Genomic DNA, 25,022 nt, shown 5'->3' with positions numbered 1-25,022 from the left:
GTGGCGTTCCCTGTACCTGGACGTCACCGCTTCTTCATACCCTCTGATGAATCTACAACGTCAAGGTGGGCGTTCTGTTCACTCACAGGACTCGACCACCCCTTCATGGCCCATAACGAACCGTCGGCATCCGACACCTTGGGTGCCGAGGGCACTCCCGTGCTATCGGCCATCGAAAGGGACAATCAACCAGGTCCGCTGACAAAGCGGTCGGTCAGGCCGTCTAGATTGGCACGCGTCCCCTTCCCCGCCCCTGAGAAGAGCCCATGATCCCCTCTCTTGCGCCACAGGTCCGCTGATGGAACCCGAGATCCTGGGCCTGCTGTTGCTGGCCGCCGTCGCCGCCGGATGGGTCGACGCCGTGGTCGGGGGAGGAGGCCTGCTCCTACTGCCCGCCATGATGGTCGCCGCCCCCACCACACCCCTGGCCACCCTGCTGGGCACCAACAAGCTCGGCGCGGTCTTCGGCACCGTCTCCGCCGCGGTGGCCTATGCCCGCAGGGTCCGACTCGACCGCCGGATCATCGTGCCCACCGCCGCCCTGGCCCTTCTCGGGTCGGGGCTGGGCGCGGCCCTGGCCACCGCGCTGACCGCCGACGTCCTCAAACCCGTCATCATGGTCGTCCTGGCCGGAGTGGCGCTGCTGGTCGTCTTCCGCCCGACCATGGGCACCAGCCCCGATCCGGCGCTGCGCACCCGCAACCGAATCCTGGCCGTCCTGGCCCTGGCCGGTCTGGGCGTGAGCTTCTACGACGGGCTCATCGGCCCCGGCACCGGCGTATTCCTCATCATCGCCTTCACCGCGGTGCTGGGCATGGACTTCCTGCACGCCTCCGCCGCGGCCAAGATCGTCAACGTGTGCACCAACACCGGCGCTCTGGTGGTCTTCGCCCTGGGCGGGCACATCAACTGGCCGCTGGGCCTGGGGCTGGCGGTGTGCACCATCATCGGCGCGCAGGTCGGCGCACGCATGGCGCTACAACGTGGCGCCGGGTTCATCCGGATCGTTCTGCTCGTGGTGGTGCTGGCGCTGCTGGTACGCATGGGATGGGACGTCTTCGCCTGACCCGCACCCCTCACCAGGAGACCCATGACCGCAATGAGGCCCGTGCCCGCCCGAGCCGAGCACTCCACCCCGATCGCCCACCTGCGAGACGACCACGCCCGGCGACTGCGACGAGGCGGGATCGACCAGTGGGCCCCCGGGGAGGTCGCTCCCGCACAGGTAAGGGCTCAGATCGAGCGCGGCCAGTGGTGGGTGCTGGAGGAGGACTTCCTGGTGGCGGCCGTGCGCGTGTTGGAGTCCGACCCGCAGGTGTGGCCCGAACCCGGGCCTGAGCCGGCCCGTTACGTCCACGGACTCATGGTCGACCACCGGGCCGCCGGTCGGCGACTGGGGGAGGGGTTGCTCGCCTGGGTCGAGGCCAGGGCCGCCCGCGCCGGGTGCGCTCTGGTGCGGTTGGACTGTGTGGCCGCCAACCCCGCATTGTGCGCCTACTACGAGCGTCTGGGCTACCGGGCCCGAGGCCGGATGTCCTTCGCCGAACACCTGGCCTGGCACCCGGTCATGCGCTACGAGAAGCCGGTGGCCCGCACCGCTTGACCGGCCCCTCCTCGGCCCCTCACCCCCTGTGCGGGCGCCCCCGAGAAATCGGCGCCTACGCACGCCCGCCCGGGGCGCGCACCCCGAAAGCCGGGGTGAGGTCGAGCAGGTGGGGGACGAGTGCGTTCGGCGCCACGAAAGGTCTCCGCTTCAGGACGGTTCAGGTGGTGGCGATCAGCGGGTGCGGGTCGTGGTGGGGAGGTGGTCTGGCCGATCCCGTACCTTCATTATCGTCCAAGTCAGATATGATCGCCGAATGACGATCAATGACACGGATGGATGTCTCGCCACGACCGCGGGCGTGGGCGCCGCCGAAGCCCTCTTCCACAGCCTCTCCGACGGCACCCGGCTGGCCATCGTGCGCCGCCTGGCCCAGGGCGAGGCGCGGGTGGCCGACCTGGTGGCCCAGCTGGGACTGGCCCAGTCCACGGTCTCGGCGCATGTGGCGTGCCTGCGCGACTGCCACCTGGTCCAGGGTCGCCCCCAGGGGCGGCAGGTGTTCTACTCCCTGGCCCGCCCCGAACTGCTGGACGTGCTCGCGGCGGCCGAGACGCTCCTGGCCGCGACCGGCAACGCGGTCGCGCTGTGCCCCAACTACGGGACCGACAGCACCACGGCGGAGATGCTCGGTGAGTGACGCATGCTGCGGGGACGCACAACCCCGCCCTGGAGAAGAAACCGAGGAGCACGAGCCGGAAACGCTGTGGCAGGTAGGTGAGATCCGCTTCGCCGCCGTGGCCGCGCTGCTCCTGGTGGCCGGCTACGGCGCTACCTGGGCCGCAACCCCCGACCTGGTAGGGCCGGCGCTCAAGACAGCCGCGCTGGCCGTCGCGGGGTGGACGTTCGTGCCCTCCACACTGCGTCTCCTGGCCCAGGGCAGGATCGGCGTGGGCACGCTGATGACCATCGCCGCCGTGGGCGCGGTGCTGTTGGGCGAGGTGGGCGAGGCCGCGATGCTGGCCGTGCTCTACACCATCGCCGAGGGGCTGGAGGAGTACTCCGTGGCCCGCACCCGGCGCAGCCTGCGCGCCCTGCTGGACCTGGTCCCCGACCAGGCTCGCGTACTGCGCGACGGCGTGGAGCACACCGTCGACCCGGCCGAGTTGGCCGTGGGCGACACACTGGTGGTACGCCCCGGCGAACGCCTGGCCACCGACGGTCGTATCGCCGTCGGACACACCAGCCTGGACACCTCCGCCATCACCGGCGAGTCGGTTCCCGTGGAGGCCGGCCCCGGGGACGAGGTGTTCGCCGGGTCCATCAACGGCACCCGCGCGGTGGAGGTCACCGTCACCTCCACCGCCGCCGACAACTCCCTGGCCCGCATCGTGTCCATCGTGGAGGCCGAACAGGCCCGCAAGGGCGCCGGACAGCGCCTGGCCGACACGATCGCCAAGCCACTGGTGCCCGGGGTGATGGTCGCCGCCGTGCTCATCGCCGCCCTGGGGTCCCTGTTCGGTGATCCCCTGACCTGGATCGAACGCGCCCTGGTCGTGCTGGTGGCCGCCTCCCCGTGCGCGTTGGCCATCTCCGTTCCCGTCACCGTCGTCGCCGCGATCGGCGCCGCTTCCAAGCACGGCGTCCTGGTCAAGGGCGGGGCCGCCCTGGAGGCCATGGGCCGCGTCAGGTCCGTGGCGCTGGACAAGACCGGCACCCTGACCCGCAACCGCCCCGCCGTCATCGAGACCCTCCCGGCTCCCGGACACACCGTCGAGCGGGTGCTGGCGGTGGCCGCCGCGCTGGAGGAGCGCAGCGAACACCCGCTCGCGGCCGCGATCCTGGCCGCCGCCCCCGCACCCGAACGGGCCGAGCAGGTCGAAGCGGTCACCGGCGCCGGACTCACCGGTGTCCTGAACGGCCGCCGCGTGCGGCTGGGCCGCCCGGGCTGGATCGACCCCGCCCCTGTGGCCCAGGACGTGGAACGGATGCAGAACGCGGGTGCCACCGCCGTCCTGATCGAGGAGGACGGCACCCTGCTGGGCGCCATCGCGGTGCGCGACGAACTGCGTCCCGAAGCGGTGGAGGTCGTCTCCGCGCTGCGCGGCGCGGGCTACCGGGTGGCGATGCTCACCGGCGACAACCCGGCCACCGCCGCCGCCCTGGCGGCACAGGCGGGCATCGACCCCGGGGATGTGCACGCCGACCTGCGCCCGGAGGACAAGTCCCGTCTCATCGGCCGACTCCGCGAACACGGACCTGTCGCGATGGTGGGGGACGGGGTCAACGACGCCCCCGCCCTGGCCACCGCCGACCTGGGCATCGCCATGGGCGCGATGGGTACCGACGTGGCCATCGAGACCGCGGACGTGGCACTGATGGGAGAGGACCTGCGCCACCTGCCCCGGGCGCTGGCGCACGCCCGCCGCTCCCGGGCGATCATGTGGCAGAGCGTGGGGCTGTCGCTGGCCATCATCATCACCCTGATGCCCCTGGCCCTGTTCGGTGTCCTGGGCCTGGCCGCGGTCGTACTCGTGCACGAGGTGGCCGAGGTCGTGGTCATCGGCAACGGCATCCGCGCCGGACGCACCCGCCACCTGGGCACCGCCCTCGCCCCGACGCCGCCCATGCGCGCGGCGCGGCGAGATCGTGAAGCCACGGCGAGCCGCCAGACGTTTCGATGAGGAGCACGAGAGGTCGCGGGCCTGAGCAGCGGGGATGCGTGTCGGGCAGTACGCCCACCCGACCTTTTGCGCGAACGGCAAGAAGACGTGCTTAAAACGCATGTCCGTCCTAGGGTGCCGGGCATGAACCACGCACACGCCCACACCGCACACCAGGCGCATGGGACCGACACCGAGGTCCAGGCGGAAATCCTGGACCTGGACGCCGAGGTCCTCGCCGAGCACATCGCCTCCATCACCGCCTGGCTGCCGATGGAGACCGCCCCACACCACATCGTGGATCTGGGCTGCGGTACCGGTACGGGCACCTTCGCCCTCCTGGACCGCTTCCCCGACGCGCACGTCACCGCCGTCGACTCCTCCACCGAACACCTTCAGCGCCTGCGCACCAAGGCGTGCGCCCTCGGCGTCCAGGGCCGCGTGCGCACGGTACAGGCCGACCTCGACGAACCCGCCTGGCCCGACCTCGGCTCACCGGACCTGGTGTGGGCGTCGGCCTCGATGCACCACATGGCCCGACCCGACCGCGCGCTGGGCAACGTCCACCACGCGCTCGCGCCCGGTGGCCTGTTCGCCGTCGTGGAACTGGACGGCCACCCGCGCTTTCTGCCCGAGAACGAGCCGAAGGACCGGCCCGGCCTCGAAGAGCGCGTCCACGCCGCGGCCGACCGTCTCCAGCGCGAACACATGCCTGACCGCGGCGCCGATTGGGGGCCGATGCTGACCGCCGCCGGCTTCACGGTAGAGGGCGAACGCACCGTCGCCGTCGACATCGAAGGCGACCGCAACGAGGCGATCGGCCGCTACGCCCTCGGCGTCCTGCGACGCCTCCGCGGTGTCATCGCCGACAGGATCTCCCCCGAGGACCTCACCGCCCTCGACCGGCTCCTGGACACCAGCGGTCCGCACAGCGTGCTGCGTCGCGACGACCTGACGGTACGCACCGAACGCACCGTCTGGTCCGCCCGTCGCACCTGACACCAGGGTCGATCAGCGAGCGCCACAGGATGCAGGGGTCGACCCCCACCGGCCGACGAACAGGCCGCGCGCGCCCCCGACACCGATGCCGTCCGGTCCCGGCGTACGAGGGGTACTCCCGGATCCGTGGCTGCCGGGGGACCGACAGGGCACGCGGCCACGGAAGGACACGCGGTCACCGGTAGGTCCATACCTGATCCGTGACCTCGGGAAATCCAGCCACCCTCCGGCTCGCCGGAGCTTCGGCACGAGCACGCCTACACCGCCGGGTCCCTCTCACCCGTCAAGGCCGCGGTGACGTCCTCGACGATGCGGTGAGCGCCGTGGTGGTTGGCCGCACCCCAAAAGTCGTGGTCCACCCGATAGACCTGCTCCTTTCGCACCGCGTCCAGGTTCGACCACACCCCGTCGGTGAAGGTGTCCGGAGCTTCGGCGAAACCGGACCCGGCCATGACGAACACGACATCGCCATCGCCCTGCTCCAGGTTCTCGTAACTGCGTGAGATGAAGTCGGTCTCGCCCTCGGCCTCCAACTGGGTCTCGGGCCGGGCGAACCCCAGGTCGTCGATGACCTGACCGGGGAAGGACGCCGGAGTCTCCAACCGGATCTCCGTCTGGTCCTGCAACCGCACCAGCGACACCTCGGTCCCGGCCGGCTCCACACCCGCCTCCTCGATCCGGGCACGCGCCTCCTCGATGGCGCTGTCATAGGCGCCCAACGCCTCCTCGGCCGCCTCCCGGGCGTCCAGGACCTCGGCGACCTCCTCCAGATGCCCGCGCCAGGAACCGGTGCCCTCCCACTCCAACAGCACGGTGGGGGCGATCGCCTCCAACGAATCCAACATCTGGGCCTGCGAACCCATCGGGGTGTCCACACCGATGATCAGATCCGGTTCGGCGGTGGCCAACTCCTCGATGTTGACGTCGTCCTCCACAGGGGAGTTGGTGACCAGCGTCAACCCACCACCGTCGACGTCGGCGGGCAGGAACGGCGCCAACCCCTGGTCGGCCGAACCCGGGGTGCCCATGGTGCCCACCACCTCGTGCCCCAGACCGGTGACCGCGGCCAGGGTGGGACGCCACAGCACGGCCACGCGCTCGGGCTCGGCGGGGATCTCCACCTGACCGTTGGCCCCCTCCACGGTCCGGGTGTCCCCACCCTCCGAATCCCGGGAACCGGTCTCGTCGGAGCCGGGCCCGCACCCGGTCAGTGCGAGCACCCCAACCAGGGGCAGGCAGGCCAAGACGAGCAGGGGACGCGTGTGCGACATCGTTGGGGGACCCTTCCGTGCGAACATGACGTAGGTAAGGCTAACCTGTCTCAGTGGTGTTCGTCCGGGTTTCCCCGGTGCCGTACGATGCGACGTCGGCACCGCCGGCGCCATCATTCCCCCCACAACCACCATCCGTACCCGCACCAGAACGGGGAAGCCGTGGCCCTGCGCGCGCCCACACCAACGCGCCCCACCCTCACCCGACGCGTGATCCGCCCCATCGGTCTCATCGTCGCCCTGGCGGCCCTGGCCGTGTGCGCACTGCTCAGCGTCACCGTGGGAGCCAAACCCATCCCCGCCGCCGACGTCTGGACCGCCCTGACCGCCTACAACGGCGGCTACGACCACGACGTCATCCGCACCCTGCGCGTACCCCGCACCATCATCGGTGTGTTCGTGGGCGCCGCCCTGGGCATGGCCGGCGCCCTCATGCAGGCCCTGACCCGCAACCCACTGGCCGAACCCGGCATCCTGGGCATCAACTCCGGGGCCGCGGCCGCCGTGGTCATCGCCGTGTTCCTGTTCGGCCTCAGCGGCTCCGGGCTGGTCTGGCCCGCCTTCATCGGCGCCGCCCTGGCCGCCGTGGCCGTCTACGCCCTGGGCTCACGCGGACGCGCCAGCGCCACCCCGGTCCGTCTGGCCCTGGCCGGCACCGCCCTGGCCGCCGTCCTCCAAGGGCTGATCTACGGGGTCATCGTCCTCAACGACTTCGTGTTCGACCGCATCCGCTTCTGGCAGGTGGGCTCCCTCACCGGACGCGACCTCGACCTGTTCTGGCAGGTCGCCCCCTTCCTGGTCGCGGGCATCGTGCTCACCCTGGCCCTGGGCCCCTCCCTGAACGCGATCGCCCTGGGCGACGACCTGGCCGCCACCCTGGGCGCCCGCATCCCCCTGATCCGCGCCGGCACCGCCGTGGCCGTCATCCTGCTGTGCGGAGCCGCCACAGCCGCGGCCGGACCCATCTGGTTCGTCGGCCTGATCATCCCGCACGCCGCCCGGGTCATCACCGGACCCGACCAACGTTGGATGCTGCCCTACTCCGCCGTCCTGGGCGCGATCCTGCTCACCGCGGCCGACACCGTGGGGCGCGTCATCCTGCCCGGCTCCGAACTGGAGGTCGGCATCATCACCGCCTTCGTGGGCGCACCCCTGTTCATCGCCCTGGTCCGCAGTAGAAAGATGGCCCAACTGTGAACAAGACCCTGGCCCCACCACGCTCCGACGAGCACACCCACACCCGCCCGCACGGCACCGTGGCCTGGCGCAGCAAGGGCGAACGCCTGTCGTTCCTCCTACGCCCGCGCACCCTGATCGTGTGCCTGGTCCTGGCCCTGGTGAGCGTGACCACCCTGGTGGTCTCGGTGACCGTCGGCGACTACGAGATCCCCCTGTCGGCGGTACCCGGCGCCCTGATGGGCTACGGCGAACGCCTGGACGTGTTCTTCGTCCAAGGCCTGCGCCTGCCCCGCGCCCTGACCGCGATCGGAGTGGGCGCCGCCCTGGGCATCGCCGGCGCGGTCTTCCAAAGCCTCTCGCGCAACGCCCTGGGCAGCCCCGACATCATCGGCTTCACCTCCGGGGCGGCCACCGGCGCCGTCTTCGCCATCCTCGTCCTGGGCTCGAGCCGCCTGGTGGTCTCCCTGGGAGCCGTCGCCGGCGGCCTGATCACCGCCGCCGTGGTCTACCTGCTGGCAATGAAGAACGGAGTACAGGGCTACCGACTGGTACTGGTCGGAATCGGCGTGTCGGCCATGCTGGCCTCGGTCCGCGACTACCTCCTGACCCGCGCCGAACTCACCGACGCCCTGGGCGCACAGATCTGGATGATCGGCAGCCTCAACGGACGCGGCTGGGGCGAGGTCGCCGCCGTCTGGATCGGCTTCGCCCTCCTGGCCCCGGTGCTGTTCGCGGTGGGCCAACGCCTGCGGTTCATGGAACTGGGCGAGGACGCCGCCCAAGGCCTGGGAGTGAACACCCGCTCCACCCAGGTCATCGCCCTGGCCGCCGCCAGCGCACTGACCGGCGCGGCCATCGCGGTGGCCGGACCCATCGGTTTCGTGGCCCTGGCCGCCCCCCAACTGGCCCGACGCCTGACCCGCACCGGCGGCACCACACTGATCGGCGCGGCGCTCATGGGCGCCACCCTGCTCGTACTCGCCGACCTGGTGGCCATGCGCGCCCTGGCACCCACCCAACTACCGGTGGGTGTGGTCACCGCCGTCATCGGCGGCAGCTACCTGATCTGGTTGCTGTACACCGAATGGCGCAGCGGCCGCGCCTGAACCGCCCGCCCCGAACCCCTTTGACGTCCCGCGCACCGCGAAGAGAGCGACGATGAACGACCAGACCCGCCTGACCGGCCAAGACCTGACCCTCGCCTACGACCAACGGGTCATCTCACGCGAGCTGGCCGTCACCATCCCCGACAACTCCTTCACCGTCATCGTGGGCCCCAACGCCTGCGGCAAGTCGACGCTGCTGCGGGCCCTCTCACGCACGCTCAAACCCTCGCAGGGAAACGTCCTACTGGACGGACAGGTCATCGGCTCCTACCCGGCCAAGGAGGTGGCGCGCCGCCTGGGGCTGCTGCCCCAGACCTCCATCGCCCCCGACGGGATCGGCGTGGCCGACCTGGTGGCCCGCGGACGCTTCCCACACCAGAGCTTCCTACGCCAGTGGTCGGCCCAGGACGAGGCGGTGGTGACCCAGGCCATGGAATCCACCGGAGTGACCGCCCTGGCCGACCGCTCGGTGGACGAACTCTCCGGTGGCCAACGCCAAAGGGTGTGGCTGGCGATGGTGCTGGCCCAACAGACCCCACTGCTGCTGCTGGACGAGCCCACCACCTACCTCGACATCGCCCACCAGATGGACATGCTGGACCTGTGCGCGGACCTGCACACCGAACAGGGCCACACCCTGGTGGCCGTGCTGCACGACCTCAACCACGCCTGCCGCTACGCCACCCACCTGATCGTGATGCAGGACGGCGCGATCGTGGCCGAAGGCGACCCGGCCACCGTGGTCACCGCCGACCTGGTGGAGAAGGTCTTCGGCCTGCCCGTGCGCATCATCGCCGACCCCGAGACCGACACCCCGATGATCGTGCCGCTGGACCGGCGCGGAGTACGACGAGACCACGGGTGAAAGGGGCCTGCGGCGCGGGGTCGGCCCAGGAGTCAGCGCCGCAGCAGGGCGCGCAACTCCTCAACGACCAGGCCGGGATCCTCCTCGGCCATGAAGTGACCGCAACCCACCGTGTCGTGGCGCAGGTCCTTGGCCCAGCGCCCCCACAGCGCGGCGGCGTCATAGCCCAGGGCGGCGCCCCAGTCCTGCTGCAACACGGTCACCGGCATGCCCAACCGGTTCCCGGCCTCACGGTCGGCCAGGTCGTGTTCCAGGTCGATCCCGGCCGAGGCACGGTAGTCGGCCACGATCGAGGGCACCGCACCCGCGCACGCCCGCAGATAGGCGCGACGCACCGGGGCGGGGATCGCCTCGGGCGAGTTCGCCCACAGGTCCAGGAAATGTCCGAAGAACTCCTCCGGAGCGGCCTGGATCATCGCCTCGGGCAGACCGGGCGGCTGCGCCATCAGGTACAGGTGAAAGCCCACCGCCCCCTGCACGCCCCGCAACGCCTCCCACATCTCCGGTACGGGCAGCACGTCCAACACGGCCAGATGGGTGACCGCCTCAGGGTGGTCCAGCCCGGCCCGGATACCCACCAGCGCGCCCCGGTCGTGCCCGGCCAACGCGAAACGCTCATGCCCCAACGCACGGGCCACAGCCACCACGTCCGCGGCTATGGTGCGGTTGGAATAGGTATCGGGCCCACTCTCGATGGGGTGATCACTGTCCCCGTACCCGCGCAGGTCCGGACAGATCACGGTGTGGTCCCCGACCAGATCGGCGACCACGTGCCGCCACATCAGGTGCGTCTGCGGGAAACCGTGCAACAGCACCACGGCCGGCCCCGACCCGCCCACCGCCACGTTCAACGACACACCCTCGGCCACCGGGACACGGCGGTACTCCAAACCGGTGATGACACTCGACATGCGAAGCTTCCTCTCCAAGAACCGAAAAGCGGATGAGACCAGCCTGTCGGCCCCCGATGAGCAACCGATGAGCACGCGATACCGTGACCCCTGCCCGGACAGGGCAAGGAAGACGGGGGAGAGCCGGTGACCACACGCCTGGGAGTACTGGGGCCGATACGGGCCTGGGACGACCACGGCCACGACCTACCGCTCAAAGGACCCCGACACCGCCAACTCCTGGCCCGACTGACCATCGCCCACGGCCGCGTCGTCCCGGTGAACGTACTGGTCGAAGACCTGTGGGAGGACCAGGACCCACCCACGAACGCGATCGGGGCCCTACGCACCTTCGTCGCCGCCCTACGCCGGTCCCTGGAACCCGACCGCACCCCACGCACCCCACCGACCCTGCTCATCACCCAAGGCCCCGGATACGCGCTACGCACCCGCGCGGTGGACGCCCACACCTTCGAATCCGACCTGACCCGCGCACGCTCCACCACCGACCCCCACCAGGCCGCACACACCCTGGAACAGGCCCTGCGACTATGGCGCGGCCCCGCCTACACCGACGTCGCCCACACCACCTGGGCCAAGGCCGAACGCGCCCGCCTGAGCCAACTACGACTCCACGCCGTGGAGACCCTGGCCCACGCCCACCTGGACACCGGCCACACCGCCCGGGCCATCGCCGACCTGGACGCCCACCTGGCCGACCACCCCTGGCGCGAACAGGCCTGGCAACTCCTGGCCACCGCCCTCTACCGCGCCGGCCGCCAAGGCGAGGCACTCCAGGTCCTACGCCGCGCCCGCACCCTGCTCGCCCACGACCTGGGCCTGGACCCCGGACGCGCCCTGCGCCGCCTCGAACACGACATCCTCCACCAGGCCGACCACCTCGACCCACCCGAACAACCCACCAACGTGGTCGACGAGCTCTGGCACAGCACCGCCCGCGCCTACCGGGCCGCCCCCGGCCCCCGAGCCCGCCTGGAATCCACCGTGGGCCTCCTGCGCTCCCTGGCCCTGACCGGCCCCGAAGGACTGGTCGGCGCCCGACAACGCCGCGTGCAGGCCATCGACGCCGCCCGGGAACTGGGCGACCCCGAACTCACCGCCCGCGTGATCGGCGCCTTCGACGTGCCCGCCAACTGGACCCGCTCCGACGACCCCGACCAGGCCGCCCACGTGGTGGCCGCCGCCGAGGACACCCTGACCGGACTGGGCCCGAACGCGCACCCGGCCACCCGCTCCCGCCTGCTCACCACCATCGCCCTGGAATCACGCGGAACACGCTCCCCACGCCCACACCAGGCCGCGTCCGAGGCCGAGGGCCTGGCCCGGGAATCGGGAGACCCGGCCCCGTTGGCGTTCGCGCTCAACGGCCGATGGATGCAGACCTTCCACCGCACCGGACTGGCCACCGAACGGGGACGCGTCGGCGACGAACTGGTCCGAGTCTGCGCCCGCCAGGGTTCGGAATCCTTCGAGATCCTGGGGCGCCTGATCGGGATACAGACCGGCGCGGCACTCGCCGACGTCGAGCGCGCCGATCACCACGCCGAAGTGGTCGAAGGGTTGGCCCACCGCCACGAACGCCCCTTGGTGGAGGTCTTCACGACCTGGTACCGGGCACTACGCCTGGACCTGCGAGGCCAGGACCCCGAACAGGTGGCCCACGCCTACCGGGAGGCGGCCGAACGCACCACCACGGCCGGTATGCCCGGCCTGGAACAAGGGCTGCGGGCCCTGGCCATGGCTTGCCTGCGGCTGCGTCATGGCCTGCCCTGGCAAGAGGAACCGGGCGCCGAGTGGGGGCCGCACACGCCCTGGGTGCTCCCCTTGCGGCTGCTCGCCCAGGACCGGACCCAGGAAGCCGCCCAAGTCCTGGACCGGTTCACCGACCCCGACCCGGGGTTGCTCATGGAGGCCCACTGGGCGCTCATCGCCCACGCCGCCCTGACCCTGGACCACCGGGCCGCACTGCACCGCGCCCACACCGCCCTGACACCGGCTCGCGGTGAGCACGCCGGGGCCCAGAGCGGGCTGTTCACCGCGGGTCCGGTCACCGACCTGTTGGAGCGCATCGAAGGCGCCCTCTGATCCCGGAGTGCCCCGCGCGTGGAAGTGCTCCGCGTGCTCACCCGCCCGGACCGGGTGCAGGCCCTCGCGGCTCCACCAGCACGTCCGATGCCGGGACCAAGGTGGTCCCGCCCGCCACGACCCTGAGCGTGTCCGGTGCCGAAAGGCGCTCTCCGCCCGCGTCACAGTTCCTTGATGCGGGCCAACACCGAACGCAGGGTTTCGGCGTCGGGTCGGTGTGTCCCCTGGGCGGAGGAGTGCACCATCACCCGTCCCTGGTCCGCCAGATCCGACAGCAACACCCGCAGCACCCCTGGTGCGAACCCCGAACGGGCCGACACCTCGGCCACCGACACCGGGCGCACGCACAGCGCCAGGATCGTCTCCAGTTCCGGGTCCAGCTCGGTCGGCTCCACCGACGGCACCGCCACCACCTGGGTGCTCAGAGCCAGGTCCGCGCGGGTGGGGCGGGTGCGGCCCCCGGTGAGTGAATAGGGGCGGATCAGGCTCGATTCGGCCGACCACCCCTGGTTCCGATGCGGTGACGGACTCATCTGCTCCCGCCTTCCACACGGGTGAGAGTCGACGGGTGCGGGCCGTCCCGTTCCATCGGAGCGTTCATCGACCTGCCCGACCGGGTGGTCGAATCCTCCCTGTCCAGGGCCTGGCCCCGCGCTGTGGCGCTCGCCGACATCGGCATCGTCCTTCCGTCTGATCGAGGGGTTCGCGGATGCGCGTGAGGGGGTCAGGGAGCGCGGTGGGGGAGAGGGCGTCGATGGTCTGGTCGCCGCGTTCGCTGGTGGTGGCGAACAGTGCCCGCAGGGTGAGCAGGGTGGGGCGGGGGCGTGCCCTTCGGGGAGTGGTGGGCGTGGCCGGGGGCCGCGGGTGGGGGGCGGAGTGGAGTGGAGGGAGGGGGATGACCACATCGAGCCAACCCCCGCCGTGGGGGTTTGGCAAGGGGCGGTGGGTGTCCGGATCCGGCTGTGGGGTTGGGGTTTTCGCGAGCTGGAAGGGGTTCCTGGCACACCCCTCCATTCACACACTTATTAATCTACGTCGTAAAGGCGTGGGTTCGGTATTGACTCACCTCCACAAACATTGATCGAGCGGCTTCGCCGCACCGACACAAAAGGGCTTCTTCGTGGGCGGAATGGGGGTGATGGTGGGGTCCGGCTCGGGTAGGTACCGGCCGGAACCGGCCAATCACGGATTGGCATCTCAAGCGGCACCCAACCCCGAAGGGGGAGTCATGGTCCGGCTCGATGACGAACAGATCAGGGAAGGTCTGGAGCGGCTCACGGAGTGGGAGTGGGATCCGGAGACGGTCTCGATCCACCGCACGGTGAGCCTGCCGGACTTCCTTGGTGCGATCGCCCTGGTGAGTGAAGTGGCCCAGGCCGCAGAGCAGGCCGAGCACCATCCCGACATCGACATCCGCTACAACACGGTGCGGCTGAGCCTGAGCACCCATTCGGAGGGTGCGGTCACCGACAAGGACATGGCCCTGGCGGCTCGGATCGATGAGCTGGTGGCGGCGACGGTCCCCTCGGACTGACCCCGCGGGGCGTCGGCCCTCGTTGGTCCGGCGCAGGGTCGGCCCGGTGCCGGCGGCCGGTCATCGGGCCAGCGAGGCCGTGACCGCCGGCCTTTCGACGCGTGGGTGGTCTTCGTCGGGGGAGGGCTCAAGAGCCGTTCGAGGGCGGGATCACCGAGATCGTGCCCTGAGCCACGGCGCACAGCGTCTCGACGCCTTCCTCGTCCACCGCGAACAGATCGCACCGGCAGACCACGCGGCTACGGCCCGAACGCACGACCCGGCCATGGGAGCGCAGCACGGTTCCGGTCGCGGGGCGCAGGTAGTCGATGGTAAAGCCGGTGGTGAGGACCGAGGCGCCGGCCACGGTTCCCGCTGCGAAGGTGAGCGTGTTGTCGGCCGCGTAGCTCAGGACCCCGCCGTGCAGGTATCCGTTCTGTTGGAGCAGGTCCTCGCGGATGTCCAGTTCCAGGATGGCCTCCGCGTCACCGAAGGCCGTCAGGCGGGCGCCGATCAGGCCGCTGAAGGGCTGTTCCGCCAGGATCTTTTGGGCGAACTCCAGACCGGCGTCGTTCATGGGGTCCCCTCGGCTCTCACTTTGATAGTGAAGTGAGGTTCTCGCGAACCAGGAGCCTCTGTCAAGATTCGACCCATGGCCGAACCCGATCAGCGCCTGTACTTCCTCCTGCAACGAGCCGCGCACCGACTGCGCACCGACGCCGACCGTCGCTGTCTGGAAGCCGCAGGCGTCACCACCGCCCAACTCGGGGCCCTGTTCGCCCTGCGCGACCGCCCCGGCATCACCCAGCAAGAGCTCGCTCGCACCCTGGGATCGGGCGAGTCCGCCATCACCTCCCTGGTGGCACGGCTGACCAAGGCCGGACTGGTCACCAAGGACACCCACCCCGCTCAGTATCGTGCGGTGGTGCTGAGACTGACCTCGGCGGGGGAGGAGAGTCTGGCCGCCGCCCGACCGGAGATCGATCGGTTCAACACCGAGGCGCGGGCGCTGTTGGGGGAGGAGGGGTTCGATGGGGCGGTGGAGGCTCTGCGGAGGTTGGCCCTTTGGGAGCCCTGAGGGATCGGGGTGTCCTTGGGGTCCTTAGGATCGGTTCCCATGACCGAAGACGCTCTGTCCGTTTCCCGTGCCTATGACGAGGTCGCCGAACTCTACGCGGAGCACGCGGGTTCGGCCTTCGCGGTGGATCCGTTGCATCGGGCCATGGTCGACGCGTTCGCGGACATGGTGCGTTCCTCCGGTGGTGGGACGGTTTTGGACGCCGGTTGTGGGCCCGGGCACATCAGCGCTCACCTGGTGCGGCGGGGGTTGGCGGTGGTGGGTGTGGACCTGGCGCCGAAGGCGTTGGTCCTGGCCGGCGACGGCTGCCCGTCCGGGGGGTTCGTGGTGGGACGGTTGGAGGAGCTGCCGCTGGTGGGCGGTTCCGTGGCGGGGGTGTTGTCCTCGTACTCGATCATCCATACCCCGCCTGAACGGCTGCCCGGTGTCCTGGCTCAGATGGTGCGTGTCCTGGCCGGTGGTGGGCACCTGTTGGTGTCCTTCCAGAGTCAGGAGGACCCTACCGGGCCGGTGGAGGTCTTCGATCACCAGGTGGCCACGGCCTACCGCTATGGCGTCGACCATGTGTTGGCGCCGTTGCGTGAGGCGGGGATAGTGGAGGTGGCCCGCTGCGTCCTGGCCGGGCGTGAGGATGCTCGACGCGGGTTCGCCCAGGCGCATCTGTTGTGCCGCAAGGAGCATCCGAGCACGTGAGCGGTGTCGGGCGCGGCCGGGTGGGAATGGGAACGGCCCCGGCGAGCTGTTGCTCGACGGGGCCGTGGCGTGTGCCGGACAAATGCGGTGGTCGCCTCGCGGCGGGTTGCGCGACGCGATTCCGAACCGCCCGCGAGGGGCGTGGTATTCCGCGAAGGCGGTGTATGGCGCCCGGGGGACACTTGCTACCGCATCTGCCTGTAGTGGGTGTAACGGGTGGTGGGTTGTGAGTATTTCCGGGGTGGGGATGTTTACCGGCGAGGGATCGGGTAGGGGATTGGGTGAGCACCTGCGCACCCCGGGGATCAAGGGGGCGGCCGTAACGGCCGATTGGTCCCGGGTCGTCTGAGGCGGGTGTGGGGCCGGGCGCCTACGGGGGTTGTGCGCGCGGCCTGAGCCGGACCCTCGTTATCGGGGGATGTGCGAGATCCGGCGTAGACGGGAGCCCCCGCGGTCTTGGGCCGCGGGGGCTTTTCCCTGTCCGGGGTCAGGTGTGGGTGGTGCCTTTGACGTAGTGGGCCAGGTGTTGGCCGGTCAGGGTGGTGGCCTGGTCGATGAGGTCTGTCGGGGTGCCTTGGAAGACGATGTGTCCGCCGTCGTGTCCGGCTCCGGGGCCCAGGTCGATGATGTGGTCGGCGTGGGCGATGACGGCCTGGTGGTGTTCGATGACGATGACGGTGGTGCCGGTGTCGACGAGTTGGTCGAGCAGGGTGAGGAGTTGTTGGATGTCGGCCAGGTGGAGGCCGGTGGTGGGTTCGTCGAGGATGAGGATGTTGTCCTTGCCGCCCATGTGGGTGGCGAGTTTGAGGCGTTGGCGTTCGCCGCCGGAGAGGGTGGTCAGGGGTTGGCCGAGGCTGATGTAGCCCAGGCCGACGTCGTGTAGGCGGGTGAGGATCTTGTGGGCGGCGGGGGTGTGTGCGGGGCCCTGGTCGAAGAAGGTGTGGGCTTGGTCGACGGACATGGACAGGACTTGGCTGATGTCGTGTCCGTCCAGGTGGTGTTGGAGGACGGCGGGGGCGAAGCGTTTGCCTTCGCATACGTCGCAGGTGGTGGTGATGCCGGCCATGATGCCCAGGTCGGTGTAGGTGACGCCGATTCCTTTGCATTGGGGGCAGGCGCCTTGGGAGTTGGCGCTGAACAGGGCGGGTTTGACGTTGTTGGCTTTGGCGAAGGCTTTGCGGATGGGGTCCAGGAGCCCGGTGTAGGTGGCGGGGTTGGAGCGGCGTGAGCCGCGGATGGGTGCTTGGTCGATGGCCAGGACGTCGTCGCGTCCGGCCAGGGATCCGTGGATGAGGGAGGTCTTGCCGGAGCCTGCGACGCCGGTGACGACGGTCAGGACGCCCAGGGGGATGTCGGTGTCGACGTTCTTGAGGTTGTGGGTGGTGGCGCCGCGGATGGGCAGGGTGCCGGTGGGGGTGCGCACGGTGGGTTTGGGTGTGGTGCGGTCGGCGAGGTGGCGGCCGGTGGTGGTGGGGGCTGTGCGCAGTTGTTCGACGGTGCCTTGGAAGGTGATGTGTCCGCCGTTGGTGCCTGCTCCGGGGCCGAGGTCGACGACGTGGTCGGCGATGGCGATGGTGTCGGGTTCGTGTTCGACGACCAGGACGGTGTTGCCTTTGTCGCGAAGGCGCAGCAGGAGGTCGTTCATCTGTTGGATGTCGTGGGGGTGCAGGCCCGCGGTGGGTTCGTCGAAGACGTAGGTGACGTCGGTGAGGGAGGAGCCCAGGTGGCGGATGAGTTTGGTGCGTTGGGCCTCGCCACCGGAGAGGGTGCCCGCGGGGCGGTCCAGGGAGAGGTAGCCCAGGCCGATCTCGACGAAGGAGTCCAGGGTGTGGGCCAGGGTGGTGAGCAGGGGCGTGACGGTGGGTTCGTTCAGGTCACGGACCCAGTGGGCGAGGTCGCTGATCTGCATGGCGCACAGGTCGGCGATGCCTGCGCCGTTGATCTTGGCGGAGCGGGCGGTGGGGTTGAGGCGGGTGCCCTGGCATTGGGGGCAGTCGGTGAAGGTGACGGCGGTGTCGACGAAGGCGCGGATGTGGGGTTGCATCGCTTCGCGGTCCTTGGCCAGGAAGGTTTTGCGGAGTTTGGGCAGGAGGCCTTCGTAGGTGAGGTTGACGCCTTCGACCTTGACCTTGACGGGTTCGTGGTGCAGGAGGTTGTGGAGTTCTGTGGGGGTGTAGTCGCGGATGGGTTTGTCGGCGTCTACGAGTCCGGAGGCGGCGTAGAGGCGGGTGGTCCACAGGTTGTCGGATTTGTATCCGGGGATGGTGAAGGCGCCTTGGTTGATGGATTTGGTGTCGTCGTAGAGGTGGGTGAGGTCGAAGTCGGTGATCTTGCCGCGGCCTTCGCAGTGGGGGCACATGCCGCCTTGGCGGCTGAAGTTGACCTTGGTGGCTTTGGCTTGTCCGCGTTCGACGGTGATGGCGCCGCCGGCGCGGACGGTGGGGACGTTGAAGGAGAAGGCGTTGGGTGCGCCGATGTGGGGTTGGGCGATGCGGCTGTAGAGGATGCGCAGGAGGGCATTGGTGTCGGTGGTGGTGCCGACGGTGGAGCGGGGGTCGGAGCCCAGGCGTTCTTGGTCGATGATGATGGCGGTGGTGAGGCCGTGGAGGAGGTCGACGTCGGGGCGGGGGAGGGTGGGCATGAAGCCTTGGAGGAAGGCGCTGTAGGTTTCGTCGATCAGGCGGCGTGATTCGGCGGCGATGGTGTCGAAGACCAGGGAACTCTTGCCGGATCCGGAGACGCCGGTGAAGACGGTGAGTCGGCGTTTGGGCAGGGTGAGGTCGACGTTGTGGAGGTTGTTGGCGCGGGCGCCGTGGATGTCGATGGTGGGGTGGTCGTCGGCGGGGTGGGTGGTGTTCATGTGTGCTCCCGGTGTGTGCCTGTGCTGGTCAGGCTATGCCGGGGGTGGGGGTGAGGCTTCTTTGTTCGTGATGGGTGTCGGGTGGGTTTTGGGTATGGGTGTGGCCCCGGTCGGGGTGGTGGCCGGGGTGTGAGGGTGGGGGTGTCAGCGTAGGTGGGAGCGGCGCATTTTGCCTGAGGCGGTGCGGGGGAGTTCGTTGACGAAGTCGATTTTGTGGGGTGTGGCGTGGGGGGCGAAGTGGGTGGCGACCCAGTCGCGTAGTTCGTCGGCGAGTTCGGGGGTGGGGTGGGTGTGGGGTCGCAGGACGATGCGGGCGCCGACGAGGTGTCCGGCGATGTCGTCGGGGATGGCGTAGACGCCGACTTCGTCCACGGCCGGGTGGGTGGTCAGGACGGCTTCGACTTCGGTGGGGCCGATGCGGTAGCTGCGGGTGATGATGGCGCCGTCGTCGCGGGTGTTGAAGTGGAGGTTGCCTTGGCGGTCGATGATGCCGGTGTCGCCGGTGAGGTGGTGGGTGTGCTCGGGGTTGTGGCGGATGTCGATGGTGTTGTCGTAGCCGTGGTAGCCCTCGAACCAGTCCAGGGGGCTGGTGGGGTGGTGGATGGCGATGCGTCCGAAGACGCCGGCGGGTGCGGGTTGGTCGTCGATGGGGTCCAGGACGTGGATGTTCCAGCCGGGTAGGGCGGGTCCGATGGCGCCTGGGGGTAGGTGGTGGGTGTGTTCGGGTAGTTCGGGGTCGTTGGGGATGCCGGCGCACCAGCCGAGTTCGGTTTGTCCGTAGTGGTCGCGGATGGGGACGCCGAAGAGGTCGGTGGCCCAGTCGATGACGTCGGGGGCGAGGGGTTCGCCGGCGCTGGCCAGGTTTTGGACGATGATCTCGGGTGGCAGGGTTTTGGTGGCTGCGCGCAGGGTGCGGTAGGTGGTGGGGTCTGAGGCGAAGTTGGTGACTTGGTGTAGGCCGAGGACGTCGAGGGTGAGTTCGGGGTCGAAGAAGCCTGCTCGTAGGGCCAGGGAGTTGTGGCCGGCGAGTAGGGGTGAGATGAGGCCGTGGTAGAGGCCGTAGGCGGAGCCGGGGTCGGCGGTGTTCCAGTAGGTGTCGTGGTCGGTGAGGCCGAGTCCGTGGTGGTGGTAGGCGTGCATGGCGGCCAGGGCGCGGACGGGGACGCGGGCGCCGCGGGGTGGGCCGATGAGGTTGGAGACGTAGAGCAGGGCCAGGGTGGTGTCGGCGGTGGTGGTGGGTGGGGGTGGTGTGGGGTTGGGGTGGGTGGTGAGGGTGGTGAGGGTGTGGTCGCCGGGGCGTAGGGGGTGGGTGCCGGTGGTGGCGATGTGCCAGGTGGGGGGTGTGGGGTGGTGGGGGCCGGGGTCGAGTTTGGTGCGGTATTCGTCTTGGCAGATGACCAGGTGGGCGCCTGAGTCGGTGAGGCGTTGGGTGATGGCGTGGGGGGCCAGGGAGGACAGGAGGGGGACCAGGACCGCTCCTAGGCGCCAGGTGGCCAGGGCGGTGATGGTCAGGTCGATGCCTTTGGGCATGAGGGTGGCGATGCGGTCGCCGGGGTTGATGTCGAGGGTGGCCAGGCCGGCGGCCAGGGCGGTGGAGCGTTGGTGGAGTTCGCCGAAGGTGAGGGTGGTGGCCTCCAGGGTGGGGCCGATTTCGGTGGTGGCGGTGGTGTGGGGGTTGTGGCGTTCGCAGAGGAGGTGGGCCACCGACGTGGTGGGGGTGTGGTAGGTGGCGATCCAGTCGCGTAGGAGTTGCGCCGGGTCCGACATCGGTGGTGTTCCTTGTTCTTCGGGTGGTGGGTGGTGTTTCAACACTATGTGCATCTGTGGGTCGCGTCTCACTGGTGGGTGGGTGCAGGATGTGGTCATGGACAGTGCTCTTGTGGTGGAACGTTTCGGTTTGGGTGAGGATGTTCGGGGGTGGTTGGCGCAGGCTGAGGCGTTGCCGGGTGCGGGGTTGAGTGTGCCGGTGGGTGCTGGGGCGGAGCGGGTGTGGGAGTTGTTCGCTTTGGCCGAGGCCGATCGTGTGGAGGTGGCGGACCTGTGGCCGGGTGAGGGTGATGGCGGTTGGCCGCCGGAGTTGTGGTACTTGGTGGATTTGATGTGTCGGCGATTGTGGGCCGATCGGGATCTGCCGATGGGGGAGTGGCGTCCTTGGCCGAAGTTGGTGGAGGTGGAGGACGCGCGGGTGCGGATGGCGTCGCTGGTGGCGTTCGCCGCGATGGTGCCCGAGCAGTTCGCCCGGCATGCCTCGTTGGGGATCGAGGAGTCGGTGACGGTGGCGACGTTGGCGGATGTGGGTGTGCAGGTGGCCCGGTCGCGGTGGTTGTTCGGGCGTTTGAGTGTGGAGACGGCGGCGTGGGTGGCGGCGCAGTTCCGGGGTCGGTTGTATTGGGTGGGCGGGTTGCAGTTGGAGCCGGCTCGTTTGGGTGATCAGGGGCCGGTGACGTGGTATTCGCCGCAGGAGGCGGCGGGGTCGGGTCCGGGGATGGGTGTGGGCGATCCGGTGTTGCGGTTGCACATCCCCACGGGTGGGTTGGATCCGGTTTCGGTGGATGGGGCGTTGGCGCGTGCGCGTGGGTTCGCTCGGGAGCATTTGGGGATGGATCCGGTGGTGGCCACGTGTACGTCGTGGTTGTTGGATCCTTATTGGGGTGAGGTGTTGGGGGAGGGGTCCAACATCGTGCGGTTCCAGCGCAGGTTCACGTTGGTGGGTGAGGGGTCTCCGGGTGAGGGGGATGTGTTCCGGTTCGTGTTCGGGATGGCGCGGGTGGATGTGGGGGCGGCGCCGCGGCGGACCCGGTTGGATCGGGCGGTGGTGGAGCGGTTGGAGTCGGGTGAGGGTTTGAGGGTGTGCACGGGCTGGTTGCCGTTGCCGTGAGGTGTGTGGTGTGGGGGTCGCCTGGTGTGGGTGGCCCCCTTTTTTCTTTGTGCTTGGGGGTTGTGGGTCGGGGCATTTGGCCGCCGCCAATGATGGGAGCCCTGGGCGGGTGGTCGGTTCCCTGGTGGGGTTCTTCGACTCGGGTGCGGGGTGGGTCCTGTGGGGTGTGGTCCTTAGGGATGTTGGATGTGGCCGTCTCGGTGGGAGGGCTGTGTGGCGGAAGGTGGGGGCTTTGTTGTGCGCGGAGGGGTTCGTCCGGGTGTTGTCCACCGGTACCTCCGATGCCGAGGGCGCTGACGGGAGGATGCTGCCGGAGCTGGGCGTGCTGGAGCTTTCGGAGCGAGTGGTCGGGCCGGGGCGGGCGTTGTTGTCGGGTCGGGTGATGGGGTTTGGGCGCCGAGGTGGGTGTGTGTCGGTGGTCGTGGGGAGGCCCGCGACCATTCAACTTGACATAATGTGCATTATCGGCGTTTTGGGGAGGCCTGTGGGGAAGGGGTTCTTGTGTCTGTGTGGGTGTGAGGGAACGCGGCGTGGGCCGGCTGTGCGTCCGTCGAGGTGGGTCTTGTGGCGGGCTGGTGTGTGGTGCTGAGCGCGGTGGGTCGTCCACGGGTCGGCGAGCTCGGGCCGGCGTCGAGGGGTGTTGTCGGGTGATCGTCGATTCGGGGGCGTCGTGTGTGCCTGGTGGCCGAGCGTGATGCCCCGAGTTCGAGCTTGGCGCACGTGTGGGTGTTCGGGCAAGTCGTTGGTCTGTGGCCTGTGGACGACGGCGTTGTCCGGTGTGTGGGTCGCGCAAGGGTCGTCGGCGGCTTGCGTCCTGACGCTCACCCGGAGTGGCCTGGGTGTTCGTGCGCTGCGGCCCCGACCGCACCCTCGCCGGCACGGGTGAGCACTCGGGGCCGTGGGTCTCCCCGTTCGCGGCTCGGGCCGGTGGTGGGTGTTTCCGAGTGACCACTCTCGCTGGGCGATATCTCCATGTTTCATGCATAAACGGTGTTATGCATCATTTTGAGGTGTTTTGGCGACACATGACCGTTTTAGCGTGCGAGTGACGAAGAGGCATGGCAGGTGGTGCACGCCCCCTCTTGCCTTGTGGCCGGGCAGGTGCTTGCGCCACTCCTCTCTGCCCCCGTGCTTTCGAACAGATGTGCGCCTGACTGATGGGGTCCGGCTTCCTCGCGTAGGCACGAACCATCGCCCCTTCTCCCCCGCCTCGGCGGCCCAAGAGCCGGCGTCCGTCCGTATTTCGACTGAATGCGCAGTTCAGGTCGGGTGAACACACGCTCCCGCTCCCCCGGCGCCGGCGCTCACAGTCCCAGGGCGGCACGCACCTGAGGGTGTTCGAACGTACGTACACACCAGGCGAAGTGGCCGTCCTCGCCCCGCTCCGAATAGGCGTTGGCGCCCGCCAGCCCATAGGCGGCCCGATACACCAGCGCGCGCTCGCGCTCGATGCCCGACTCCCCCACCCATCGGGCCAACAGGGTCTGGTCGAACTCGCGGGCTCGGGGCCCGTACATGTCGTAGAACCCGGCGGCGGTGGCGGTGTCGAACAGCGGATCGCCCGCCGTGGTGTGAAAACCCCAGTCCAGTACCGCGGTGGGCTCGCCTTGGGGGGTGGCCAGGATGTTGGGCGGGCACAGGTCGCCGTGCACGATGCGCGCGGGTGGGTCGGGGATGCGGTGCAGGCGTTGGGTCAGTGCGCCCAGCAGGGTGTCCAGGTCGGGAAGGGCGGCGCGCAGGGAGGGGGCGAAGCGCCTGGTGCGGCGTTGGACCAGGGCGGCCAGGGCCTGGCCCCACATGGTGTGGCCCTCCCAGAGGGGGCGGGTCTCGTCCAGGACCGGTAGGGCTCGGGTGGCGGCTCCGGCGTGTGTGCGGGCCAGGGCGGCCAGGACGTCGGTGAAGGTGTTCTGGGCTTGGGCGTGGGTGAGGGTGCCTTGGGTGAGCAGGGTGTCCAGGGCGGTTCCCCTCAGGTGGGGTTCGATGGTGATGGTGGTGTCGTGGTGGTGGCGGATGTGGAGGATACGGGGGGTGGCGAAGGGTGGGTGTTGGGCGGCGAGTTCGTCGTAGAAGGCTTGGAGGGGCAGCAGGTCGGTGCTGGTGCGGGTGTGCCAGGCCTTGGCGATGAGGTCGTCGCCCAGGGGGCCCGGGCCCAGGTGGTGGACGGTGCCTTCCATGCCTTGGCCGAGGGGGCGGGTGTGGTGGTGGCCCCATTGGGCGTAGGTGGTCTTTGTGGTCATGGTGGGGATCAGGTTAGTTCCTGTGTTCGGGGTCCGTGGGTGTGCGCCGCTCCCCCGGTGTGGAAGGGGATCGGGGGCCCTCGCCGTTCGGGGTGGGTGGTGCGCGCACACCCGTGCCGAAGCGGGCAGGATGTGGGGTATGAGTGGCGATGCTGTGTTGGTGGAGCAGGCGATCGAGCGGTATTTGGTGGCGCGGCGGGCCGCCAAGCCCTCGCCGCACACGGTGGCGGCCTACCGGCGGGATCTGGTGGCGGTGTCGGGGTGTGCGGCGCGGGTGTTGGGGTGTGGTGTCGATGGGGTGGTGTTGGGGTCGTTGACCTCGCAGGTGTTGCGGGAGGCGTTCGCGGATTTCGCCGAGGAGCGGGCGGCTTCGAGTGTGTTGCGGGCGTGGTCGACGTGGAACGGGTTCTTTTCGTTCTGGGTGGCCGAGCAGGTGGTGGCGGGTAATCCGATGTCGGCGGTGCCGCGGCCGCGGGTGCGTCCTTCGACTCCCAAGCCGTTGATGGGTGAGGACACCCCGGAGCGGTTGTTGGAGGCGTTGGCGCGGGGTGCGCGTCGGGCGCGGGATCCGTGGCCGGAGCGGGATCTGGCGGTGTTGGCGTTGGCGTTGTTGACGGGGATGCGGTCGGCGGAGATGTTGTCGCTTCGGGTGGAGTCGTTGGGTGGGCGCCCTGGGGAGCGGCGGATTCGGGTGGTGGGCAAGGGGGGTGGGGAGCGGGTGTTGCCGATCGAGGTGCCGTTGGAGGCGTTGTTGGAGGCGTATTTGGTTTCGCGGCGGGCGAGGTTCGATGGTCCGGTGCGGGGGTCGGACGCGTTGTTGGTGGACAACCGGGGTCAGGGGTTGCGTCGGGGTGGGTTGCAGTACTTGGTGAAGCAGTGTTATCGGCATGCGGGTGTGCATGATCGGGTGGCGCGGGGGACGTTGGTGCACGCGTTGCGGCACACGTTCGCTACGAGGTTGGCCGAGGACGGGGCCTCGGTCACCGAGATCATGCATTTGTTGGGGCATGCGTCGGTGACGTCGTCGCAGGCCTATATCGAGGTGACGTCCAGGGCCCAGCGGGAGGCCGCCGGGTCCAATCGCACCTATGGGGTGTTGCGGAGGTTGGCTCAGGAGGGGGCTTGAGGGGGTGGCGTGGTGGCT

The 25,022-nt window shown here is 69.5% G+C and carries 21 protein-coding genes; 14 read left to right on the top strand and 7 right to left on the bottom strand.

Going from position 1 to position 25,022, the window contains the following annotated elements:
• The first annotated feature begins 298 nt into the window (after positions 1-298).
• The 5 genes from ACWGKS_RS07425 to ACWGKS_RS07405 all read left to right on the top strand — a co-directional run bounded on the left by ACWGKS_RS07425 (position 299) and on the right by ACWGKS_RS07405 (position 5,202).
• Positions 299-1,066 (top strand): sulfite exporter TauE/SafE family protein, encoded by a 768-nt coding sequence (locus tag ACWGKS_RS07425; RefSeq protein ID WP_452522061.1) that lies wholly within the window; start codon positions 299-301, stop codon positions 1,064-1,066.
• Positions 1,067-1,090: 24 nt separating this feature from the next.
• Positions 1,091-1,603: a GNAT family N-acetyltransferase gene (locus tag ACWGKS_RS07420; protein ID WP_358504787.1), complete on the top strand. Its 513-nt coding sequence runs from the start codon at positions 1,091-1,093 to the stop codon at positions 1,601-1,603.
• Positions 1,604-1,859: 256 nt separating this feature from the next.
• A complete protein-coding gene (locus ACWGKS_RS07415) occupies positions 1,860-2,240 on the top strand; it encodes an ArsR/SmtB family transcription factor (protein WP_358504790.1) in 381 nt (126 codons plus the stop codon).
• Positions 2,233-4,224: a heavy metal translocating P-type ATPase gene (locus ACWGKS_RS07410; RefSeq protein WP_358504793.1), complete on the top strand. Its 1,992-nt coding sequence runs from the start codon at positions 2,233-2,235 to the stop codon at positions 4,222-4,224. The genes ACWGKS_RS07415 and ACWGKS_RS07410 overlap by 8 nt, the downstream gene beginning before the upstream one ends.
• Before the next feature lie 123 nt (positions 4,225-4,347).
• On the top strand, positions 4,348-5,202 hold the full coding sequence (locus ACWGKS_RS07405; RefSeq protein WP_358504796.1) for a class I SAM-dependent methyltransferase: 855 nt from the start codon (positions 4,348-4,350) through the stop codon (positions 5,200-5,202).
• Positions 5,203-5,459: 257 nt separating this feature from the next.
• On the opposite strand, the gene ACWGKS_RS07400 is transcribed toward ACWGKS_RS07405, so the two are convergent.
• Positions 5,460-6,473 carry an iron-siderophore ABC transporter substrate-binding protein gene (locus tag ACWGKS_RS07400; protein WP_358504799.1) on the bottom strand — a complete coding sequence of 338 codons (1,014 nt, stop codon included), beginning with the start codon at positions 6,471-6,473 and terminating at the stop codon, positions 5,460-5,462.
• A gap of 162 nt (positions 6,474-6,635) precedes the next feature.
• Between ACWGKS_RS07400 and ACWGKS_RS07395 the strand changes: the two genes are divergently transcribed.
• From ACWGKS_RS07395 to ACWGKS_RS07385, 3 genes are read left to right on the top strand one after another with little or no spacing between them, the layout of a single operon-like run.
• Positions 6,636-7,670: a FecCD family ABC transporter permease gene (locus ACWGKS_RS07395; RefSeq protein ID WP_358504802.1), complete on the top strand. Its 1,035-nt coding sequence runs from the start codon at positions 6,636-6,638 to the stop codon at positions 7,668-7,670.
• Entirely contained in the window at positions 7,667-8,758 is a 1,092-nt protein-coding gene (locus tag ACWGKS_RS07390) for a FecCD family ABC transporter permease (RefSeq protein ID WP_452455129.1), read from the top strand. The genes ACWGKS_RS07395 and ACWGKS_RS07390 overlap by 4 nt, the downstream gene beginning before the upstream one ends.
• A gap of 52 nt (positions 8,759-8,810) precedes the next feature.
• Positions 8,811-9,623 carry an ABC transporter ATP-binding protein gene (locus tag ACWGKS_RS07385; RefSeq protein WP_358504808.1) on the top strand — a complete coding sequence of 271 codons (813 nt, stop codon included), beginning with the start codon at positions 8,811-8,813 and terminating at the stop codon, positions 9,621-9,623.
• 32 nt (positions 9,624-9,655) lie between these two features.
• On the opposite strand, the gene ACWGKS_RS07380 is transcribed toward ACWGKS_RS07385, so the two are convergent.
• On the bottom strand, positions 9,656-10,534 hold the full coding sequence (locus ACWGKS_RS07380; RefSeq protein ID WP_358504811.1) for an alpha/beta fold hydrolase: 879 nt from the start codon (positions 10,532-10,534) through the stop codon (positions 9,656-9,658).
• Between the two features lie 126 nt (positions 10,535-10,660).
• On the opposite strand from ACWGKS_RS07380, the gene ACWGKS_RS07375 reads away from it, so the two are divergent.
• The gene (locus ACWGKS_RS07375; RefSeq protein WP_358504815.1) at positions 10,661-12,619 is read left to right on the top strand and encodes an AfsR/SARP family transcriptional regulator; all 1,959 of its coding nucleotides are present in this window, start codon (positions 10,661-10,663) and stop codon (positions 12,617-12,619) included.
• A 161-nt stretch (positions 12,620-12,780) separates the two neighbouring features.
• Here the strand turns inward: ACWGKS_RS07375 and ACWGKS_RS07370 are convergent, their stop codons facing one another.
• Positions 12,781-13,152 carry a DUF742 domain-containing protein gene (locus ACWGKS_RS07370; RefSeq protein WP_452522056.1) on the bottom strand — a complete coding sequence of 124 codons (372 nt, stop codon included), beginning with the start codon at positions 13,150-13,152 and terminating at the stop codon, positions 12,781-12,783.
• A 695-nt stretch (positions 13,153-13,847) separates the two neighbouring features.
• Between ACWGKS_RS07370 and ACWGKS_RS07365 the strand changes: the two genes are divergently transcribed.
• Positions 13,848-14,153 carry a 4a-hydroxytetrahydrobiopterin dehydratase gene (locus ACWGKS_RS07365; RefSeq protein WP_358504821.1) on the top strand — a complete coding sequence of 102 codons (306 nt, stop codon included), beginning with the start codon at positions 13,848-13,850 and terminating at the stop codon, positions 14,151-14,153.
• Between the two features lie 127 nt (positions 14,154-14,280).
• Here ACWGKS_RS07365 and ACWGKS_RS07360 read toward each other — a convergent pair whose 3' ends face one another.
• The gene (locus ACWGKS_RS07360; protein ID WP_452455132.1) at positions 14,281-14,709 is read right to left on the bottom strand and encodes a PaaI family thioesterase; all 429 of its coding nucleotides are present in this window, start codon (positions 14,707-14,709) and stop codon (positions 14,281-14,283) included.
• 75 nt (positions 14,710-14,784) lie between these two features.
• On the opposite strand from ACWGKS_RS07360, the gene ACWGKS_RS07355 reads away from it, so the two are divergent.
• Together ACWGKS_RS07355 and ACWGKS_RS07350 are read left to right on the top strand one after the other, a co-directional pair.
• The gene (locus tag ACWGKS_RS07355) at positions 14,785-15,210 is read left to right on the top strand and encodes a MarR family winged helix-turn-helix transcriptional regulator (RefSeq protein WP_452455133.1); all 426 of its coding nucleotides are present in this window, start codon (positions 14,785-14,787) and stop codon (positions 15,208-15,210) included.
• 39 nt (positions 15,211-15,249) lie between these two features.
• Positions 15,250-15,903, top strand: a complete 654-nt coding sequence (locus tag ACWGKS_RS07350) for a class I SAM-dependent DNA methyltransferase (RefSeq protein WP_358504830.1) — start codon at positions 15,250-15,252, stop codon at positions 15,901-15,903.
• A gap of 487 nt (positions 15,904-16,390) precedes the next feature.
• Here the strand turns inward: ACWGKS_RS07350 and ACWGKS_RS07345 are convergent, their stop codons facing one another.
• Both ACWGKS_RS07345 and ACWGKS_RS07340 read right to left on the bottom strand, forming a co-directional pair.
• Positions 16,391-18,763 carry an ATP-binding cassette domain-containing protein gene (locus ACWGKS_RS07345; RefSeq protein ID WP_452455135.1) on the bottom strand — a complete coding sequence of 791 codons (2,373 nt, stop codon included), beginning with the start codon at positions 18,761-18,763 and terminating at the stop codon, positions 16,391-16,393.
• Positions 18,764-18,907: 144 nt separating this feature from the next.
• Positions 18,908-20,530 carry an AMP-binding protein gene (locus ACWGKS_RS07340; RefSeq protein ID WP_358504836.1) on the bottom strand — a complete coding sequence of 541 codons (1,623 nt, stop codon included), beginning with the start codon at positions 20,528-20,530 and terminating at the stop codon, positions 18,908-18,910.
• A 97-nt stretch (positions 20,531-20,627) separates the two neighbouring features.
• Between ACWGKS_RS07340 and ACWGKS_RS07335 the strand changes: the two genes are divergently transcribed.
• Positions 20,628-21,641 carry an acyltransferase domain-containing protein gene (locus ACWGKS_RS07335; RefSeq protein ID WP_358504839.1) on the top strand — a complete coding sequence of 338 codons (1,014 nt, stop codon included), beginning with the start codon at positions 20,628-20,630 and terminating at the stop codon, positions 21,639-21,641.
• A gap of 1,304 nt (positions 21,642-22,945) precedes the next feature.
• Here ACWGKS_RS07335 and ACWGKS_RS07330 read toward each other — a convergent pair.
• The gene (locus ACWGKS_RS07330; protein WP_358504842.1) at positions 22,946-23,878 is read right to left on the bottom strand and encodes a phosphotransferase; all 933 of its coding nucleotides are present in this window, start codon (positions 23,876-23,878) and stop codon (positions 22,946-22,948) included.
• Between the two features lie 139 nt (positions 23,879-24,017).
• Here ACWGKS_RS07330 and ACWGKS_RS07325 point away from each other — a divergent pair, with 139 nt between their 5' ends.
• Positions 24,018-25,004 carry a tyrosine-type recombinase/integrase gene (locus ACWGKS_RS07325; protein WP_358504845.1) on the top strand — a complete coding sequence of 329 codons (987 nt, stop codon included), beginning with the start codon at positions 24,018-24,020 and terminating at the stop codon, positions 25,002-25,004.
• Positions 25,005-25,022: the final 18 nt, after the last annotated feature.

It is taken from the genome of Nocardiopsis sp. NPDC055879 (assembly GCF_053615935.1).
The sequence above is the reverse complement of the archived record's forward strand: the minus strand, read 5'-3'. Positions and strand labels throughout refer to the sequence as shown.

Bases quoted from the DNA above. Each gene is read 5' to 3' on its own strand.
- ACWGKS_RS07330 (WP_358504842.1), bottom strand. From the start codon at position 23,878: ATGACCACAAAGACCACCTACGCCCAATGGGGCCACCACCACACCCGC.
- ACWGKS_RS07415 (WP_358504790.1), top strand. From the start codon at position 1,860: ATGACGATCAATGACACGGATGGATGTCTCGCCACGACCGCGGGCGTG.
- ACWGKS_RS07360 (WP_452455132.1), bottom strand. From the start codon at position 14,709: ATGAACGACGCCGGTCTGGAGTTCGCCCAAAAGATCCTGGCGGAACAG.
- ACWGKS_RS07420 (WP_358504787.1), top strand. From the start codon at position 1,091: ATGACCGCAATGAGGCCCGTGCCCGCCCGAGCCGAGCACTCCACCCCG.
- ACWGKS_RS07370 (WP_452522056.1), bottom strand. From the start codon at position 13,152: ATGAGTCCGTCACCGCATCGGAACCAGGGGTGGTCGGCCGAATCGAGC.
- ACWGKS_RS07335 (WP_358504839.1), top strand. From the start codon at position 20,628: ATGGACAGTGCTCTTGTGGTGGAACGTTTCGGTTTGGGTGAGGATGTT.
- ACWGKS_RS07325 (WP_358504845.1), top strand. From the start codon at position 24,018: ATGAGTGGCGATGCTGTGTTGGTGGAGCAGGCGATCGAGCGGTATTTG.
- ACWGKS_RS07405 (WP_358504796.1), top strand. From the start codon at position 4,348: ATGAACCACGCACACGCCCACACCGCACACCAGGCGCATGGGACCGAC.
- ACWGKS_RS07400 (WP_358504799.1), bottom strand. From the start codon at position 6,473: ATGTCGCACACGCGTCCCCTGCTCGTCTTGGCCTGCCTGCCCCTGGTT.
- ACWGKS_RS07380 (WP_358504811.1), bottom strand. From the start codon at position 10,534: ATGTCGAGTGTCATCACCGGTTTGGAGTACCGCCGTGTCCCGGTGGCC.
- ACWGKS_RS07365 (WP_358504821.1), top strand. From the start codon at position 13,848: ATGGTCCGGCTCGATGACGAACAGATCAGGGAAGGTCTGGAGCGGCTC.
- ACWGKS_RS07385 (WP_358504808.1), top strand. From the start codon at position 8,811: ATGAACGACCAGACCCGCCTGACCGGCCAAGACCTGACCCTCGCCTAC.
- ACWGKS_RS07340 (WP_358504836.1), bottom strand. From the start codon at position 20,530: ATGTCGGACCCGGCGCAACTCCTACGCGACTGGATCGCCACCTACCAC.
- ACWGKS_RS07425 (WP_452522061.1), top strand. From the start codon at position 299: ATGGAACCCGAGATCCTGGGCCTGCTGTTGCTGGCCGCCGTCGCCGCC.
- ACWGKS_RS07345 (WP_452455135.1), bottom strand. From the start codon at position 18,763: ATGAACACCACCCACCCCGCCGACGACCACCCCACCATCGACATCCAC.
- ACWGKS_RS07355 (WP_452455133.1), top strand. From the start codon at position 14,785: ATGGCCGAACCCGATCAGCGCCTGTACTTCCTCCTGCAACGAGCCGCG.
- ACWGKS_RS07350 (WP_358504830.1), top strand. From the start codon at position 15,250: ATGACCGAAGACGCTCTGTCCGTTTCCCGTGCCTATGACGAGGTCGCC.